21 protein-coding genes are annotated in these 15,792 nt (G+C 32.5%); 5 read left to right on the top strand and 16 right to left on the bottom strand.

Annotated features, from left to right (window positions below; all coding sequences use genetic code 11):
* Positions 1–81 precede the first annotated feature (81 nt).
* The 5 genes from RAH41_RS08705 to RAH41_RS08685 form a co-directional block, all read right to left on the bottom strand.
* Positions 82–921, bottom strand: a complete 840-nt coding sequence (locus RAH41_RS08705) for a Cof-type HAD-IIB family hydrolase (protein WP_331221890.1) — start codon at positions 919–921, stop codon at positions 82–84.
* Positions 922–1,122: 201 nt separating this feature from the next.
* Positions 1,123–1,338, bottom strand: a complete 216-nt coding sequence (locus RAH41_RS08700) for a DUF2922 domain-containing protein (protein WP_331221889.1) — start codon at positions 1,336–1,338, stop codon at positions 1,123–1,125.
* Positions 1,339–1,355: 17 nt separating this feature from the next.
* Entirely contained in the window at positions 1,356–1,580 is a 225-nt protein-coding gene (locus RAH41_RS08695; protein WP_331221888.1) for a hypothetical protein, read from the bottom strand.
* 77 nt (positions 1,581–1,657) lie between these two features.
* Positions 1,658–1,990: a YolD-like family protein gene (locus tag RAH41_RS08690; protein WP_056475525.1), complete on the bottom strand. Its 333-nt coding sequence runs from the start codon at positions 1,988–1,990 to the stop codon at positions 1,658–1,660.
* Positions 1,991–2,072: 82 nt separating this feature from the next.
* Positions 2,073–3,335 carry a Y-family DNA polymerase gene (locus RAH41_RS08685; RefSeq protein WP_331221885.1) on the bottom strand — a complete coding sequence of 421 codons (1,263 nt, stop codon included), beginning with the start codon at positions 3,333–3,335 and terminating at the stop codon, positions 2,073–2,075.
* 164 nt (positions 3,336–3,499) lie between these two features.
* Between RAH41_RS08685 and RAH41_RS08680 the strand changes: the two genes are divergently transcribed.
* Positions 3,500–3,694 carry a YqzH family protein gene (locus RAH41_RS08680; RefSeq protein ID WP_331221884.1) on the top strand — a complete coding sequence of 65 codons (195 nt, stop codon included), beginning with the start codon at positions 3,500–3,502 and terminating at the stop codon, positions 3,692–3,694.
* 47 nt (positions 3,695–3,741) lie between these two features.
* Here the strand turns inward: RAH41_RS08680 and RAH41_RS08675 are convergent, their stop codons facing one another.
* The 3 genes from RAH41_RS08675 to RAH41_RS08665 all read right to left on the bottom strand — a co-directional run bounded on the left by RAH41_RS08675 (position 3,742) and on the right by RAH41_RS08665 (position 5,165).
* Positions 3,742–4,041 carry a DUF2653 family protein gene (locus tag RAH41_RS08675; protein ID WP_331221883.1) on the bottom strand — a complete coding sequence of 100 codons (300 nt, stop codon included), beginning with the start codon at positions 4,039–4,041 and terminating at the stop codon, positions 3,742–3,744.
* Positions 4,042–4,057: 16 nt separating this feature from the next.
* Positions 4,058–4,486 (bottom strand): hypothetical protein, encoded by a 429-nt coding sequence (locus RAH41_RS08670; RefSeq protein WP_331221882.1) that lies wholly within the window; start codon positions 4,484–4,486, stop codon positions 4,058–4,060.
* A gap of 76 nt (positions 4,487–4,562) precedes the next feature.
* Positions 4,563–5,165, bottom strand: coding sequence for a metal-dependent hydrolase (locus RAH41_RS08665; RefSeq protein ID WP_331221881.1), 603 nt, complete (start codon positions 5,163–5,165; stop codon positions 4,563–4,565).
* 343 nt (positions 5,166–5,508) lie between these two features.
* On the opposite strand from RAH41_RS08665, the gene tatC reads away from it, so the two are divergent.
* Positions 5,509–6,237 carry a twin-arginine translocase subunit TatC gene (tatC, locus tag RAH41_RS08660; protein ID WP_331221880.1) on the top strand — a complete coding sequence of 243 codons (729 nt, stop codon included), beginning with the start codon at positions 5,509–5,511 and terminating at the stop codon, positions 6,235–6,237.
* A gap of 54 nt (positions 6,238–6,291) precedes the next feature.
* Here tatC and RAH41_RS08655 read toward each other — a convergent pair whose 3' ends face one another.
* Positions 6,292–6,609, bottom strand: a complete 318-nt coding sequence (locus RAH41_RS08655) for a hypothetical protein (RefSeq protein WP_331221878.1) — start codon at positions 6,607–6,609, stop codon at positions 6,292–6,294.
* A gap of 290 nt (positions 6,610–6,899) precedes the next feature.
* Positions 6,900–7,289: an FtsB family cell division protein gene (locus tag RAH41_RS08650; RefSeq protein WP_331221875.1), complete on the bottom strand. Its 390-nt coding sequence runs from the start codon at positions 7,287–7,289 to the stop codon at positions 6,900–6,902.
* Between the two features lie 424 nt (positions 7,290–7,713).
* On the opposite strand from RAH41_RS08650, the gene RAH41_RS08645 reads away from it, so the two are divergent.
* The 3 genes from RAH41_RS08645 to RAH41_RS08635 all read left to right on the top strand — a co-directional run bounded on the left by RAH41_RS08645 (position 7,714) and on the right by RAH41_RS08635 (position 9,218).
* Positions 7,714–8,055 carry a YojF family protein gene (locus RAH41_RS08645; RefSeq protein WP_331221873.1) on the top strand — a complete coding sequence of 114 codons (342 nt, stop codon included), beginning with the start codon at positions 7,714–7,716 and terminating at the stop codon, positions 8,053–8,055.
* Between the two features lie 17 nt (positions 8,056–8,072).
* Complete coding sequence (gene bshB2, locus RAH41_RS08640) at positions 8,073–8,753, top strand: bacillithiol biosynthesis deacetylase BshB2 (RefSeq protein WP_331221872.1); 681 nt, start codon at positions 8,073–8,075, stop codon at positions 8,751–8,753.
* Positions 8,754–8,837: 84 nt separating this feature from the next.
* Positions 8,838–9,218: a VOC family protein gene (locus tag RAH41_RS08635; RefSeq protein ID WP_331221871.1), complete on the top strand. Its 381-nt coding sequence runs from the start codon at positions 8,838–8,840 to the stop codon at positions 9,216–9,218.
* Positions 9,219–9,265: 47 nt separating this feature from the next.
* Here RAH41_RS08635 and RAH41_RS08630 read toward each other — a convergent pair whose 3' ends face one another.
* The 6 genes from RAH41_RS08630 to RAH41_RS08605 form a co-directional block, all read right to left on the bottom strand.
* Positions 9,266–10,411, bottom strand: coding sequence for an ABC transporter permease (locus tag RAH41_RS08630; protein ID WP_331221869.1), 1,146 nt, complete (start codon positions 10,409–10,411; stop codon positions 9,266–9,268).
* A gap of 1 nt (position 10,412) precedes the next feature.
* The gene (locus tag RAH41_RS08625; protein WP_331221867.1) at positions 10,413–11,537 is read right to left on the bottom strand and encodes an ABC transporter permease; all 1,125 of its coding nucleotides are present in this window, start codon (positions 11,535–11,537) and stop codon (positions 10,413–10,415) included.
* Positions 11,538–11,573: 36 nt separating this feature from the next.
* Positions 11,574–12,509, bottom strand: coding sequence for an ABC transporter ATP-binding protein (locus RAH41_RS08620; RefSeq protein ID WP_331221866.1), 936 nt, complete (start codon positions 12,507–12,509; stop codon positions 11,574–11,576).
* A 160-nt stretch (positions 12,510–12,669) separates the two neighbouring features.
* Positions 12,670–13,770 carry a sensor histidine kinase gene (locus RAH41_RS08615; protein WP_331221865.1) on the bottom strand — a complete coding sequence of 367 codons (1,101 nt, stop codon included), beginning with the start codon at positions 13,768–13,770 and terminating at the stop codon, positions 12,670–12,672.
* 16 nt (positions 13,771–13,786) lie between these two features.
* Positions 13,787–14,428 carry a response regulator transcription factor gene (locus tag RAH41_RS08610; RefSeq protein WP_331221864.1) on the bottom strand — a complete coding sequence of 214 codons (642 nt, stop codon included), beginning with the start codon at positions 14,426–14,428 and terminating at the stop codon, positions 13,787–13,789.
* A gap of 339 nt (positions 14,429–14,767) precedes the next feature.
* Positions 14,768–15,754, bottom strand: a complete 987-nt coding sequence (locus RAH41_RS08605) for a zinc-dependent alcohol dehydrogenase family protein (RefSeq protein ID WP_331221862.1) — start codon at positions 15,752–15,754, stop codon at positions 14,768–14,770.
* Between the last annotated feature and the right edge of the window lie 38 nt (positions 15,755–15,792).

Genomic DNA, 15,792 nt, shown 5'->3' with positions numbered 1-15,792 from the left:
AACATTCCATAAAAAAAAGGATTTCAAAAGTACTTTAACTTTGAAATCCCTCTTTTACGAGTCGACAAACAAAAATTTTAATTAGTTTTGCTTCAATTTTTGTTTTTGATCTAAAAAATGATAGATTGCATGGGCTACTCCTGCTTCTTCATTTGTTTTTGTAACAAATGAACAGTAGCTTTTTAGTTCTTCTTTCGCATTTCCCATTGCTACTGGAAAACCTACTCGATTAAACATAGAGACATCATTAAAACTATCTCCAATTGCCATGCTCTCATTTAAATCTACTCCAAGGATTGGTGCAAGCTTTAATAATGCTGCTCCTTTACTTACATTTGCTGCATTAATTTCAACGTTATTTGAGCTTGACGAAGTAATTAGTAGATCCTCTTCTTGCATTAGTTTTAGTCGAATGCGACTAATAGCCTCTTCATTATTAGAAAGAAATAAAATTTTGTATACATCAAGGTCTTTAAAATCTTCAATAGAAGAGTAATTTCGAACCTTTCTTAAAGTAGCTGTCACTTTATGTGTCTTGCCAGTTTGCTTATCAGTAAAAAATTCATCATATAGTGTATCTCGACACTTTGTAAACGATCCTTCACTAGTACTAATAATAAATGTTTTATTTTCTGCTTCACATATGCTTAAAGCTTTCGCAAAAATTTCTTTATTCATTGAATCGTTGTGCAAAATTTTTGCCTCATAGTCATATATTTGAGAACCATTTAAACAGACAATCGGACAAGTTAGACCAGCTTCATCTAATGCCTCCTTTGCACTTTCATACATTCGACCTGTAGAAATGACTACATGGATTCCTTCCTTTTGTGCCGCCCGGATGCTTTCAATATTTTCTATTGGTATGCCATTCTTACCATTTACCAGTGTACCATCCATATCTATTGCAATTAGTGCCATGTCGTTCTCTCCTTTTCTACTATTCTCTTATAATCTGAATGCTAACAATTCACCAATTCTACTAAAGCATTTTTATTACAATTTAACTATTTTCTATTTTATGATTTCATTCTTTATTATTATAACGCAAAAAAAGACCTTCTGCATTTTTCAGAAGGTCTTTAGTCTGCCTACAAAACTCTTTTTCTAATAGAATAGAGCCTATAACTCAATATCAATAATCTCCTTGCCAACCAAGCGTGCGCCTTGTTTGGCTACGACAATTCCGGTTGTAGAAGTGAATACGTTGTTTGCTACGATTTTATCCATTACTTGATTGATTAATGTTGGATTAACTGGAATTGTTGGATTGTCTACTGTTAGTGTTACAACTTTTTCGTTTTCATTTAAAAATTTAAGTTCTAATGTTTGAATCATATCACTTTCCTCCTTTTTTACAGACTGTTTAAAAGTAATCCATTGCTTAATACTTCTAGCTCTACTAATGGTAGGTCTTGCAATGACGCTAAGGCATTACCGATTTCACTTAGCTTCACTAAATCAACATCAACTCGGACATTTTTATATGCCTTCTTCTTGATCATGATTTTTCCTTGTGCATCTTTTCCTGCATGTAAATTTACATACAATGTTAGTTGTTGAGTAGCAATTTGTGCCATTTTCAACTCCCCCTTTCGATGTATATGTACTTAGAAAAGGGGGGATTTTCGTTAACGGTTAATTATTTTCTTGATGTTCAAGACCCAATTTTCACGTCCACAATATCACTTAATAACAGCTCCATATATCCAGCCTGTTCTTCATAAATAGATAGCCTATTTTGGTGTAAATTAATTTTCCCTATTTTTCCTTTTACATTATGGTGATAGTGGTCTTTATAATAAGTAATTTGTACACTTTCATCTTCGTGAATTGCCTGTTGAAGATGACGGTTCATTTCCTCTAATAGTTGTTCATCTACATCTTTTTGTTGTTCATAATTTTGTGATACTTTCCAATCACGAAGCATTTTTACATGTTCTGGTAACATCATTGACGTCCATTTAATCGTGCCACGGTCACGAATCATCGGCATTCTTCTCCTTTTCTTCTCTTTTTATCTTAGGTAGAACTAGTGGCTTTGCATGGGGAAAAGGACAAAAGGAAAATTTTTAACCTTTATGTCCACCGACCAACTTGCTTCGGGCAAGTGCTGTTCCTCCTTCCGCATAAGAAACAGCCCAGAGGAGCGAAGACGATCCGTATTTTTTTCGAACTGCGTCCATCACATATCCTAAATTGCGCTTTTGAGGTTTTTTCTGATCAAACAAATTTAACTGCATGATTTCATCACTTACAATATTCGAAAGAGAAATGAGAATTTGCCGAACTGTCTTCCCTTCATAGTATTGATCAAATAGTTTTGTACAGATTTCATACAAATCTGAAGTAATATTTGTAGGTTCATCCATTGTATACGCATGGGAAAATCCTCCACCGAATTCCTCACGACTATATCCAATTCCCAGTGTAATCGTACGTCCTGCCTTCTTAGCATTACGAGTTCGGCGTGCAACCTCTTCACACATTTCACGAATGACAAATTTAATTTCTTCGACTTTCGTATAATCTCTCATTAATATTTGGCTTTTACCAAAACTAATTTGTCCGTTCATTATTGGCGCACCTAGCTCAGACAGATCTACTCCCCACGCATGATGATATAGTTGATTTCCCATCACTCCGAATTTCTTCTCCAACAAATGAAGAGGATATTTCGCTAACTGTCCTACGGTAAAGATACCCATTGTATTTAAAGTTCGTTCGGTTCTTTTACCAATACCCCACATTTCACTAAGAGGACTCACCTGCCATAGTTTTTTTTCTACATCTTCATAAGTCCACTCCGCTATTCCTTCTTTTTTTCCTTCTAAATCTAAGCAGAGCTTCGACAAAAGCATGTTCGGTCCAATCCCAATCGAACAAGGTAATTGAAATCGTGCCATAATCTCAGTACGGATTTTTTCGGCAATCTCCCATGCATCGCCCCATAATCTTTTCACTCCATCCACCTTTAAAAAACATTCATCAACACTGTATACATGTAAATCCTCTAAAGGTGCAAATTCATTTAGTAACTTTACTATGTTCGTTGAGATTTCTAGATATTTTGACATTGAAGGATTTACAATTTTGATTCGCGGATCTTTTGGTATTTCAAAAACCCTTGATCCTGTTTTAATCCCAAATTCCTTTTTTAATCGAGGAGAAGCTGCAAGTACGATACTTCCTTCCCTCTCCACATCTCCAACAACTGCTAAATAACATTCTAATGGATCTAATTCGAGCATGACCGCAGAACAACTTGCATAAAAGCTCTTCATATCGATGCATAATATCCGATGATGTGGTAACTCTTCATAACAAATGCTCATACATATCACTCCGATTTTCCAAAAAATAGCAGAACTAATGTTCTTGTTTTTATTATAAACATATATTAAACGAATATACGTTCGATTTCAATAAAATTTTTTTCACTAGGAACAAGATAAAATTTTGGCTATACTAAAATTAACTTAAGGGAGGAAAGACTAAAGTGGATGGACAGTTTGTAAAGCAGATGATTAAACGAGCGTTAATGCAGTATAGAGGAGAACACGAACAGTGGATAACAGTTGATCTGTTAAATAAACTGTACGAACAAATCGTTACCGAACAATTAAATGATGACCGTGAATTATATGAATTAGTACAAGATATTGTTTACGAATACGTAACGAATTATGCCTAAACAATCGAAAAAACCCGAGAAAGAACATCTAGTTCTTTCTCGGGGTTTTATGAATAGGTAAAAGATATTTCACTCGTAATGCCTTCTTCTTCATCAAAACCAATTATGATTTCCATCGAATAGGAAGAAAAACGATGAATCTCCTCTAAATAAAAACCAATTGCGTCAGATATTTGTTGCTCGAAATAAATTAAATTCCGATGATTAGCTAATACTTCACAGCTTACGCCATCATCTTCATTAAATAGAAATTCAATTTGTACACTTTCTGGTGGAACCCCTTCCAAATCAGCCGCATATACACAAATTGCATTGGCAACATCTTGTTCATCAAAAAAGATTTTCACAAGTCACCTCACAGGGTTAATATTGGTTTCTACGAAAAATTCTCTTAATAAACCAAATAATAGCTACTATTACTAAAATATCTAGTAGTAATCCAAAAAATGAAAACCCAAAGTGTTGACCACCATAGTAGCCACCAAATGGATTTAGCATCGAGCCAAAAAGCGATCCTAACCCAAATGCACCTGCATACCCTAAAAAATTCCTCCCAGGGCTTCTATAAGGTCGATAGCTCGACCCAGGCGCTGTTGGTCGATAGCTTCTATTCGAACGATACGATCTTCTAATTGCAAGGTGTTGAAAAGAAGTTTGTTTACTCGTAACAAATGTATTCGTATCTATCTTATTCGTTTGTAAATTATAAGTACGACTTGCATCTACTGGAAACGATAGAGCTAACATAAAAAACATTACAAAAATTGATATTAGCGAATTTCTTTTTTTCAAGATTAACCCTTCTTTCATCATCACATCATTCTTAGTATGGTTCATTTTAATAAAAAAATGTGATAATGAAAGAGGTCTATAACCACTTAATTCTTTGTTTAGTAAACAACTGATCCGCTAATAGGTGAGAAAAATAACCGACCGTACCAGCTAACCATAATCCATTTATCGCTAAGTCTTTTTGTAGTAAATAACAAATTCCACTCCAAATAGCTAAAAAGTAAAGAGAATGAGTTGGTCCACGATGCTTTAATCTCGATGAAACAGCAACAAATAATCCAATCGTAAAGATTGACCAATAACCATAAAAGAAAAACCAACCAATTGCTGCAATTAATAAGCCTGTTAGCATTAAAATTGTTTTTAAATTCCGTAACCAGCTAACACAAATAATAAATAATACTAAAATACCTACTGCATAAATCCATGATCCAGAATAAATTAACTTTCCTGTTTTCACAACAATAAATAATGTAACTGCTAAAAATAATAAGCTGAAAAGAACTTTTAGCGGCATTGAAACTTTTTTTGTTAATGAACCATTATGATGATCTAAATCAGGAACTAAACTACTGATTGCACCAACTATAAGTGGGACGGTCATAGAATCATTTTTTGTTGCATACATTGTGACACCAGTTGCAAATAATCCTACAATTACATGACTTTTTCCATCCAAAATAAATACCTGCCTTATCTTACATAATCATACTTTTATTATAGTCGGATAAGGTTAGTTTTCATATGAATAAATTAACAAATGATGGTAATTTAAGAATAATTAATATCTTTATATTCATTGACGATTGTTGTTTTTTCTGACAAAATATAGGAAGCTCAATATTATAAAAAACGTCGATTACCAAGCCTTTTAGGCAAATACTAAAGACGTAGTTGTACTTACACTTTATTCCTAGGATTGGCAAACTAAAATCGAGTAACGTACATAATCGACATCACTAGCCAATTTATATTTATTAAAAAGTAATAAAATACTTTCACAGTTTGCTTTGGGGGAAATTATGCAAGAAAAAGAAATGAGTGTCATTGACCATTTAGATGAGCTTCGAAATCGAATAATAAAAGTTATTGTTGCATTCGTTATTTTTTTAGGGATTGGATTATATTATACGAAAGCTATATTTAATTTCCTTGTCCAAGGTTTGCATGGCAAGCTTCTAGCGCTTGGTCCAAGTGATGTGCTTTGGATTTATCTAATGATTGGTGGAGTGTTCGCGATCGCGTGTAGTATCCCTGTCATAGCTTACCAAATATGGGCGTTTGTAAAGCCGGCCTTGCATGTAAAAGAACGAAAAAGCACAATGCTTTACATACCAGCTTTATTCTTATTGTTCGTTTGTGGATTAGCATTTGGCTATTATTTCATCTTTCCAAACGTTTTAAAATTTTTACAGGACATCGGAGAAGACTTAGTAACAGTTACATTCACAGCTGAACGCTATTTTAGCTTCTTATTTAACTTAGTTGTTCCTTTTGCGTTTTTCTTTGATTTACCAGTCATTATACTATTTTTAACAAGTATCGGAATCGTATCACCAGCATTTTTAAGAAAATCTCGACGATTTGCATATTTTATTCTTATTATTATCGGAACAGCAATTTCACCGCCTGATTTTGTATCTGATATGATGACAAGCTTACCATTGTTAGTTATATACGAATTGAGTATTCTTGTTTCATCAATTGCATATAGAAGACGTATTAAACGCCTACAATATGAATCGGAATAAAAATAAAAAAATGGACAGCAATTAATCTGCTTGTCCATTTTTTTTGGCTATTGATTATAATAAAATATGTGATGTATACAAAGTAACAACTAAACCTGAGAAACTATAAATTAACGATGCTTTAATAGCAATTTTTCTTTGAAAATCTTTATGTAATTCATTAAATTCTAATCCAGCAGCACGCAACCATTGATACCGCTGCAGAGGAGTATAACTTACTTTTTTAGCTGTTTTCCAATAAAGGAAGACCGTCGTAACGAATCCTACCATAATAGCAATATTACTAGCCGATGAATCCGAGAGAACACTAACAAGGAACGTCAAAATTACTTGTACAATTAAAATAGCAAAAACGTAAAAGAACTTTTTCATGTTAATCCTCCTTATTTAAGCTTATTTAAATTATAACAAAGATGTATTTTTCAGAATAGTAAAAATTTTGTAGAAACCATAGGTAATTAGAACCAAATAGACAACAAAGTGATAAGAGAAAGAGTCTGTTTATAAAACGAAAATTTAAAAGATATGAAAAAATCCTATTTCCTTCTTCCTATTTAAGTTGTTACGTTCGACTTTAAACTTGTATAAAACGAACATTAGTTCTATAATGAAGATAGAAAAAAGATTCCCACATATATGAGAATCTTAAGTTTAATTAATGATTAGTTTGTGTTAATCTCATCTTTTGATTTCGGCACGATGATGATTGTTTCTCCTTTTTTAGAGAACATGTATTGATCACGAGCATAGTTTGCTATGAAATCCGGATCATTTAATAGTCTAATTTGTCTGTTTAATTCTTTTTCAGTTTTAGCCACTTTTTTTTGTTCGACATGTAATGTTGAAAGTTCATGTTCCTTTGCCGAAGCGATCTTATGTTGACTAAACATATATATTCCAGATGCGACTATTAAAGACAAAAATAATGTTGTCAAAATAATTCGATGGATTCGTATTGTTTTTCTTTTTTTAGTCTGCGGAAATTGATTACGAGAAGGCTTGTTTAATTCTTCTCTTTGTGGATTATATAGTTTTCGCGCTTCTGCCTTCACGTTAAAAACCTCCCTTTAAAAATATTATTCTACTCTAGTTTAACAATTAATATCTTTTTAGAAAAGAAAAAAAAGGTAAAACAAGTAAAAATTTGACTATTTTACACAAAAACTAGCCTTTTTTGTCGAGTTTCGGTCAAGTATGTTATCAATAAAAAGATACTAATTACCTCATTCTCTTATTTTTTGAATATTTTAAATTTTTTTAATAAAAGTAGTTGACGAATATTTCCCCATCATGTATATTAAATATAAATTAACTGAATATTTAAACAGTTAAATTTTAGTAATCATGTTATACACATCCCCCCAATCCCTATCACCCAATTAGATAGGGATCTTTTTATGTTCAAAATTACAAGCCAACAAATTACCAATTTAGAGAAAGTTGGATTATAATACTTTTTAAAGGAGGTACGAGAAAATGCAAAAATTAGAAATTGGTGCTGTCCAAGATGCACTTCAAAATTATATAAATCAAACAGTCTATTTACATTTAGAAACTACAAATGGTGCATATGCTAATCACTTTAATGAAAAAGTAATGACGGTAAATGCCTTTATCAGAAATACGAAAGTAATCATTAGTCGTGCTACGATTACAGGAAAATACCCATACCGAGTCGGATTAAAGCTTGAAGAAGGATGGGTTGTTGCAGAAGGATTAACTGATTTTGAAGTTGACCAAGGTCGCCTCCTTCTAGCAGGTCATAATGAGGATGGAAAGCTTGCAATTGCAATACATTTAAGCCATACGCCATTTTAAGAGAGGAGCACTAAAAAATGAGTCAAAAACAAGAAAAAGTATTACTTGTGTTCCCTCACCCTGATGATGAAGCTTTTGGGGCTGCTGGAACAATTTCGAAGTTTACAAATAAAGGGATTCCGGTTACATACGCTTGTTTAACTTTAGGAGAAATGGGACGAAATATGGGAAATCCATTTTTCGCAACAAGAGAATCACTTCCTACAATACGTAAAAACGAATTAATCGACGCTTGTAGAGAAATGGGAATTCAAGATTTAAGAATGCTAGGATTTCATGATAAAACGATTGAATTCGAAGACCCTGAGAATGTAATTAGTCCAATAAAAGAAATCATCGACGAGATTCAGCCAACTTTATTAATTACTTTTTATCCAGAACACGGTGTCCATCCAGACCATGATGCAACTGCAAGAGCCGCTGTTGAGGCAGTTCGACGAATGGATAAGGAAGATCGTCCAACAGTATGGTGTATCGCGATTACAAAAGAACGCTTTGAAGTATTAGGGAAACCAGATGTCGTGAATGATGTAATGGATGTTGCAACCCAGAAACTAAGAACGTTGAAAGCACACCGTTCTCAAACCGAATCGATGCTAAAAGATGTTGAAAAAATCGAAAAATTTGAGGATATACCCGACGATCGATTAAAAACATTTTTTGCGAAGGAATCGTTCTATACCTATCAGTTTGAATAAGCACTTGCCACAACCAATGAAGAAGGTAAAAACCTTATATATGTAGAAAGAAAAAGAGATTAAACTATTCTGGAGGGTAATGAAATGTTGAAAATGAGGTATTTAATTTTATATGTTTCAAATCTAGAAAAATCTCTTACTTTTTATACTGAGTCTTTAGGCCTTCCTATTCGTGGGAATCATGGTACGTATGTAGAATTAGATACTGGCAACACCGTACTTGCTATGATTGAACGTGGCAATGTTCAAGAACTTACTGGATTAAATTATAAAAATACTGAAGAATCCTCTCAAACATTTGAAATCGGATTTGTAACAGATGATGTACATTCTACAATAGAAGATTTACGAACAAAAGGTATAAACATCATCAAAGAACCAATTACAAAACCATGGGGCCAAACAGTAGCATATGTAGCAGATCCAGACGGTCATTATATTGAAATTTGTAGTTCAATGGACTAATAAAATAAAATCCATCTCTAAAATAAAGAGATGGATTTTTTTATTACTTACACAAAATTTCTAGTAGAGCTATTACGACTAAACTTATAAATAGCAATTAAGAAAAATGCGGCCGCAAAAACTAGAAGGATTAAAATGTTTAAATATAAGCTTCCTAAACTACTTCCTTGTTGCAACTTCGTCAATGTCTCTAACGTCCATCTTTGTGGAAGAAAATCCGCAATTCTTTGTACTGAAGATGGCATAATCTCGATTGGCCAGAAACAACCAGAGATCATAACAGTTGGAACAACGATTAAGTTCTGCAATGCTCCAGATGATTTTGAACTATTAGAGAACGCCACAATCATTAATGAGATCCCGACTGAGACCAAAGCAAAAAGCATCATCACAACTGCTGCTTCCCAAAACGGAATATGAATATCGATATGAAACACTTTAGTCATAAAGAGGAGCGTAATAATTACTTGGATCGTCATCACAATCATATTTACTACAACATTTGAGAATATATATTTTCTAGCATTAATAGGTGCTGACAAAAGTCTGTAGTAAATTCGATTTTCTTTTTCCTTTAAAATAATTTCAGAAAGATTCCCTGCAGACATTAACATAATCATAATCAAAAATCCTAAACTATATGTTGTCATATTTTCAGATTGAGATGAATCTGATAATGTTTTTGTTGCTACCTTGAAGCTTGCATTTTGGTAGTTGGAATACATTTGATTAAATTTAATTTGATCTGTTTTTGCCACTCTACTAATTGCTGAAACATTATCAATATAATTGTATAAATAAGATTTTACAAAACTCGTAATTTGAGCACCTTTTATAGAAGATATTTGAATATGATCTGGGTCTCCAGAGCGTACACTATTTGTAAAACCATCATGGAACGAAATCACACAATCAAGTGATCCTGAAGCGATCTTATCATTGGCATCAGAATTGTTTATTATTTCAATACGAACGTTATCTAAGTGTTGTAAAAACTTAATCGTATCATTTGCAATCAATCGATGATCCTCATTGACAATCCCAACATGAACGATCGTTTTATTGGAACCCCCATAAGCTAAAAAGGAAATAAAAATACCAATTAGAGGCACTAAAATATACATAATAATATTTTTCTTATTCTTAAAAGTAGCTCTTAAAGTATTCGAAATTAGCCAAAAAACTGTCTGCATCCTACAGCCCCTCCCTTCTTTGTAGAGAAATAGATGCAAGAAATAGGAATAAGAAAGAAAAACCTATATTAAAGACAAGCGCCGGGATAGCAGCTGACAAGTCGTTTGCATAAATAATTTTTGTAATTGCAGTATTAACCCATGTAAGTGGTGAAAGCTGGGTAATGATTTTTAAAACACCACTAGTATCGCCTAATTTAAAGTAAGCTCCACCAAAGAATGAAGATAGCTGTACAACAATCATGATGATTGCTCTAGTTGATGCATTTGATTTTGTGATATAGCTTACAACTAACCCTAAACTAATAGATAAAAGGACTTCCGTTAGTAAAACAATAAAGACAAATAATAGATGGCTACCCCAGTTGGCTTTGAAAAAGAATTTACTGAAATAGACAACAACAATAATGCACAGAAAGTTAGCAACCAAACTTCCAAGTATTTTCCCTATAAAAATCTCAAATTTAGAAATAGGAGAAACGATTAATCGATCAGCAGTTTTTCTCATTCTTTCTCCAGTAATCAACTTACTTGCAGACATTGCTGCATAAAGAGCAATCATAGTCGTCATGGCAATCGCGTAATAATCCATTGACCCTGGTTGTTTATTTGATGCAATCGACGTATCCTTAATATAATCATCATTAGAATTACCTAAAAAGACTTCTTTAACTTGAGTTGGATCGACTTTCGCAACTTCCATGCCAACATTATATTTATCAACAAAAGAAGTTAGCATTCCTTGGATAACACTACCCTCAACACTGTTTCCTTCATTTATATAAAGCTTAATTCCGCTATCTTGAATAGAAATATAGCCATCATAGTGATTTCGTTTGACTTCATTCTCGCCATTTGTTTTACTCGTAGCTTTTTTAAAATGAATCCCAGACTTTTTCGTACCTTTAATAAATTCATTAAAATACTTTGAAAACTCACCAGTAGTTGATTGATCTTTATATAAAACATGTACATCCTTAATTGGGACGGATGTAGTAAAAGCATTTGAAAGTGAAGTACCTAACACTAGCATTAAAATGATTGGAAATGCCAACATAAAAAATAAGGTCCGTACATCTCGAAAGTCGCGCTTAATTTCCATGAAAGCAATATTAAAAATATTCAAGTCAATTGCCTCCCTAATAAATGATTTTTCATGAAGTTAATCACGTAAATTTCGACCTGTTAATGTAAGGAAAACAGTTTCTAAGTTAGGAGCATTTTCCTGTAATGAACTGATTTCGATTTCATTATTAATAAAATGTTGAATGATATTATTTAAATTATTCACACCATTATCTGAAGTAATCGTAATAGCATTATCTAAAATATGAACGTTCTCAACGCCATTAATCGCTTTAAGCTCCGTAATATCAATATTTTCAGTCGTTTTAACTTCAATTCGAATATCCCTTGTATTCGTAATAATCGATTTAAGCTGTTCTTTTGTTCCTTCAGCGATGATTTTTCCATGGTCAATAATCGAAATACGTGAGCATATTTCTTCAACTTCTTCCATGTAATGGCTCGTATAAATGATTGTACAGCCCATTTCATTAAGCTTACGTACACTATTAAGAATATAGTTTCGTGAATGTGGATCAATCCCAACAGTTGGTTCATCCATAATAATCAGTTTAGGTCGGTGTGCAATCGCACACGCAATATTTAACCTTCTCTTCATTCCGCCAGAGAAATTTTTTGGATATTCCTTAAATTTATCTTCTAACCCTACAAATTGCAGGGCTTCTTCTACTCTTTCATTTAATTCCGAACCTCTTAAACCATATAGACCAGCGAAAAATCTAACATTTTCATAGGCAGTTAAATCTTCATAAATAGCTAAGTCCTGAGGTACCATTCCAATATTCATTTTTGCGAACTTACTATTCTTCTTACTGTTTTTACCTAAGATTTCTACAGTACCTTGATTACTTCGAAGTAGCCCTGAAATAATATTAATTGTCGTACTTTTTCCCGCTCCATTTGCTCCAAGAAATCCAAAAATTTCTCCTTCTTCAATTGATAAAGACATATTATCTACTGCTATAAAATCCCCGAACTTTTTAGTTAAATTTTTTATCTCTAAAACTTTCATCCTCTCACCTCTTAAGCTTTCTAGTATGATGCTATTATAAGCAAAAGGGTGAACTAATATCAGTGTATTAGTTCACCCTTTTCACATGAGAATATTCATGTTTTTATTTAGGCAAAATGATGATGGACTTAATAGAAATTCATATCACACGATGAAATTATTAGATTGGAAGCAAAGTTGTAACTGAAAAACCATCATGACCATCCACTATTATTTTCCCGTTTATAGCCGCTGTTCTCTCTTCCATCCCAATGATGCCCAAACCTTTTTTAATTTTCACTTTCCCTTTACCATTGTCTTTTACATTTGTTTTAATCATTTTATTCATGACATGTATTTCAATCGAAACCTCTGTAGCATTTGCATATTTCATCGTATTTGTTAGAGCTTCAACTACATTTTCTTGAATTACTTTCCATTGAATTGGCGTAATAAGGTCGAGATTTCCTTTATAGACAAACAATGTTTTTAAGTCATGCTTAGCAGAAAATTCATCTATGAATAATTTCATATGATGAATTCCCATCTGTTCAGTTGGAGGCTTCATATTTTTTAAAGTAAGTCTTATGTTTTCAATTCCATCCTTTGAAATATTAATGGCATTTTGAAGCAATTCTAATGCTTTATCTTGATTCGTACTCATTAAATGTTTAGCTGCTTCCATTTGATAGAGCGCACCTGTCATTGAATGCCCTATTTTATCATGTATTTCTTGAGAAATACGATTTCGTTCTTCCAATTTAAAGGTATATTCCGATTGCTCAATAAACTCATTATGGTTATTTATTTTTTTTGACAGCTTTTGAATGGTACTTCTCATCTTGTCAATTTGATCTTCTTTAAACTGTAATCTGGTGTTATACAAATTAACAAGCGAAAAGACGATAAAACTAAATAATGAAATTAATCCATAAATAGGCTGTAAAGAATTAGATAAGTAGATAATTGGAAGTAGCGCAAGAAGGCAACCAATCCATTTTTTCGAAGTAAAAAAAGAAACGAGCTCTAAGATTGACATTGGCAGTAGTAAAACAAATAAAGGCTGAATCTTTAAATTTGAATAGACAATTAAATAAATTGATAAGATTAGTAAAAATTTTATAAACGCCCTACTTTTTATTAAATAAAGACTAATATTTAAACAAAAATAAACAAGCAATGCAAAAAGTACCCAAGAAAAATTAGGAATTTCTTTTTGAATACAAATTAAAGCTATATACAATATAACAGTAAGCTTATTTAAAATAATCCAACGCTCCATATGTAACTCCTTCGCGTTAGTCTACTTTCCCAGTAATATAGAAAATAGCAATTTGTGTTCGATGTTCTAGACCAGTTTTTCCGAGAATTGAAGTAATATAGTTCGCAACTGTTCCTTCCGAAATATAAATTTGCTTAGAAATTTCCTTATTCGAAAACCCTTTTGCGATTAACGCCATTACATCTAACTCTCTTTGGGTAAACAAACTCGTATCTATTTTCGTATCTGCTGTATTTGCATTGCTTGTTAAATTCGTTCTAATTTTATCTAGTACTAAATCTTGCATGACTGTATTTCCATGATAAACACTTTTGATTGCTTCTCGAATTCGTTCTGGTTCATTATTTTTTAATAAATAGCCCTTTGCCCCATTTTTCACAGCATCAATAATGTACTCATCATCATCAAAAGTCGTTAAAATCAGTGGCTTTGTTTTAGTTTGCTCGGAAATATGCTTCGTTGCTTCTACTCCATTCATATTTGGCATTCGAACATCTAAAAGCGCAACATCCACTTCATTATTTTGACAATATTTGAACGCTTCATTCCCATCATTTACTGTTTCTAATACTTCAAACTCTTCATAAGAGCTCAATATGATTTTAAGCCCTTCCCTAATAAATGAATTATCATCAGCAATAATTAATTTTATTTTCATTTGAATAGAGGGAGAAAATGTCTACCTCGTTTTCACATCCTTTATTCCGCGAATTATATTTCCATTATATAACACTATTGACTTAATACCATGAGAAGTAAAAGATTAACTTATTGAATTCACAAAACAAATCACTTAATTACATAATTTTATTGTTTTACGAAGCATTGACGTCATTAAAAAGGTAAACAAAATAAACGAACCCTCTTCTTGTTTATTGATTTCACAAATTATTCAAGGCCAGAATTCTGAGCTTTTTTATTGAGAGGTGTAATTTAGAGTTCAAAATGAAATGATATAAAAAAATCCCAATGCATAGGCAAAAGGGATTCAATAAAATTATTTATTTTCAATTAATACTTTACCAAATTGTACTTCATTATTTTCAAAGTAATCATGAGCGTCCTTCACTTGATCAAATGTAAAAGACTTTGGATTGATCAACGGTTTTAGCTTACCTTCTTCAACTAAAGTAGCAATTTTATTTAAAATAGCACGATGCTCTTTACGCCCTTCCTCAGTTTTTTGAGTAAGCAGAATAAAAATTACATGTAAAGATAAAGATTTATTATGTAAAAGTGTTAAATCATGCGTCGATCGTGCAGCGATTGCTAGAACCGTACCTTTTGGTTTCACTGCAATAAATGATTTATCTAAGTTTTCTTTACCAACAGTATCAAAAACAAGATCAAAGCCTTGCCCATTCGTTAGACGGTTAACATATTCTTGGACAGTCTCTTCCTTGTAATTAATGACATAGTCTGCACCTAGCTTTTTAACTAAATCAGCTTTTTCATTTGACGAAACAGTTGTCGTAACAGTAGCCCCAAAAGCTTTCGCCAACTGTATAGCAAGATGACCAACACCACCTGCCCCGCCATGAATTAAAATATGATCACCTTGTTTTAAATTCCCTCTTTCAAAAAGTGCTTCCCATGCAGTAATAGCTGTTAATGGTAAACTTGCCGCTTCTTGAATTGGTAAATTTTTTGGAGCTTTAGCAATTACTGATTCTTCTATTAAAAAATAATCTGAAAGAGTACCCGTAAAGACATTTAAGCCGAAAACAAAATCTCCAACTGAAAAACGTGAAACATTTTCACCAACTTCTACAACTTCACCAGAAAAATCACTATGTAAAATCATCGGAAAGTTAGGATGGAAAGCATTTGGTACAATCCCTTTTCTAATCTTTGTATCAATCGGATTGATACTAGTCGCAGAAACTTTAACTAAAACTTGATGACCAGATGGCTTCGGAATTGAAAGTTCAACATTTTTAAATTCAGAGCTATCTCCATATTGATGAATGACAATTGCTTTCATAATAGCCTCCTCTTTCGAAAAAAATATTTTTAAGTCAT

It is taken from the genome of Gottfriedia acidiceleris, assembly GCF_036421055.1.
Taxonomy (GTDB): Bacteria; Bacillota; Bacilli; order Bacillales; family Bacillaceae_G; genus Gottfriedia; species Gottfriedia acidiceleris_C.
This window is presented reverse-complemented; position numbering and strand designations above follow the sequence as displayed.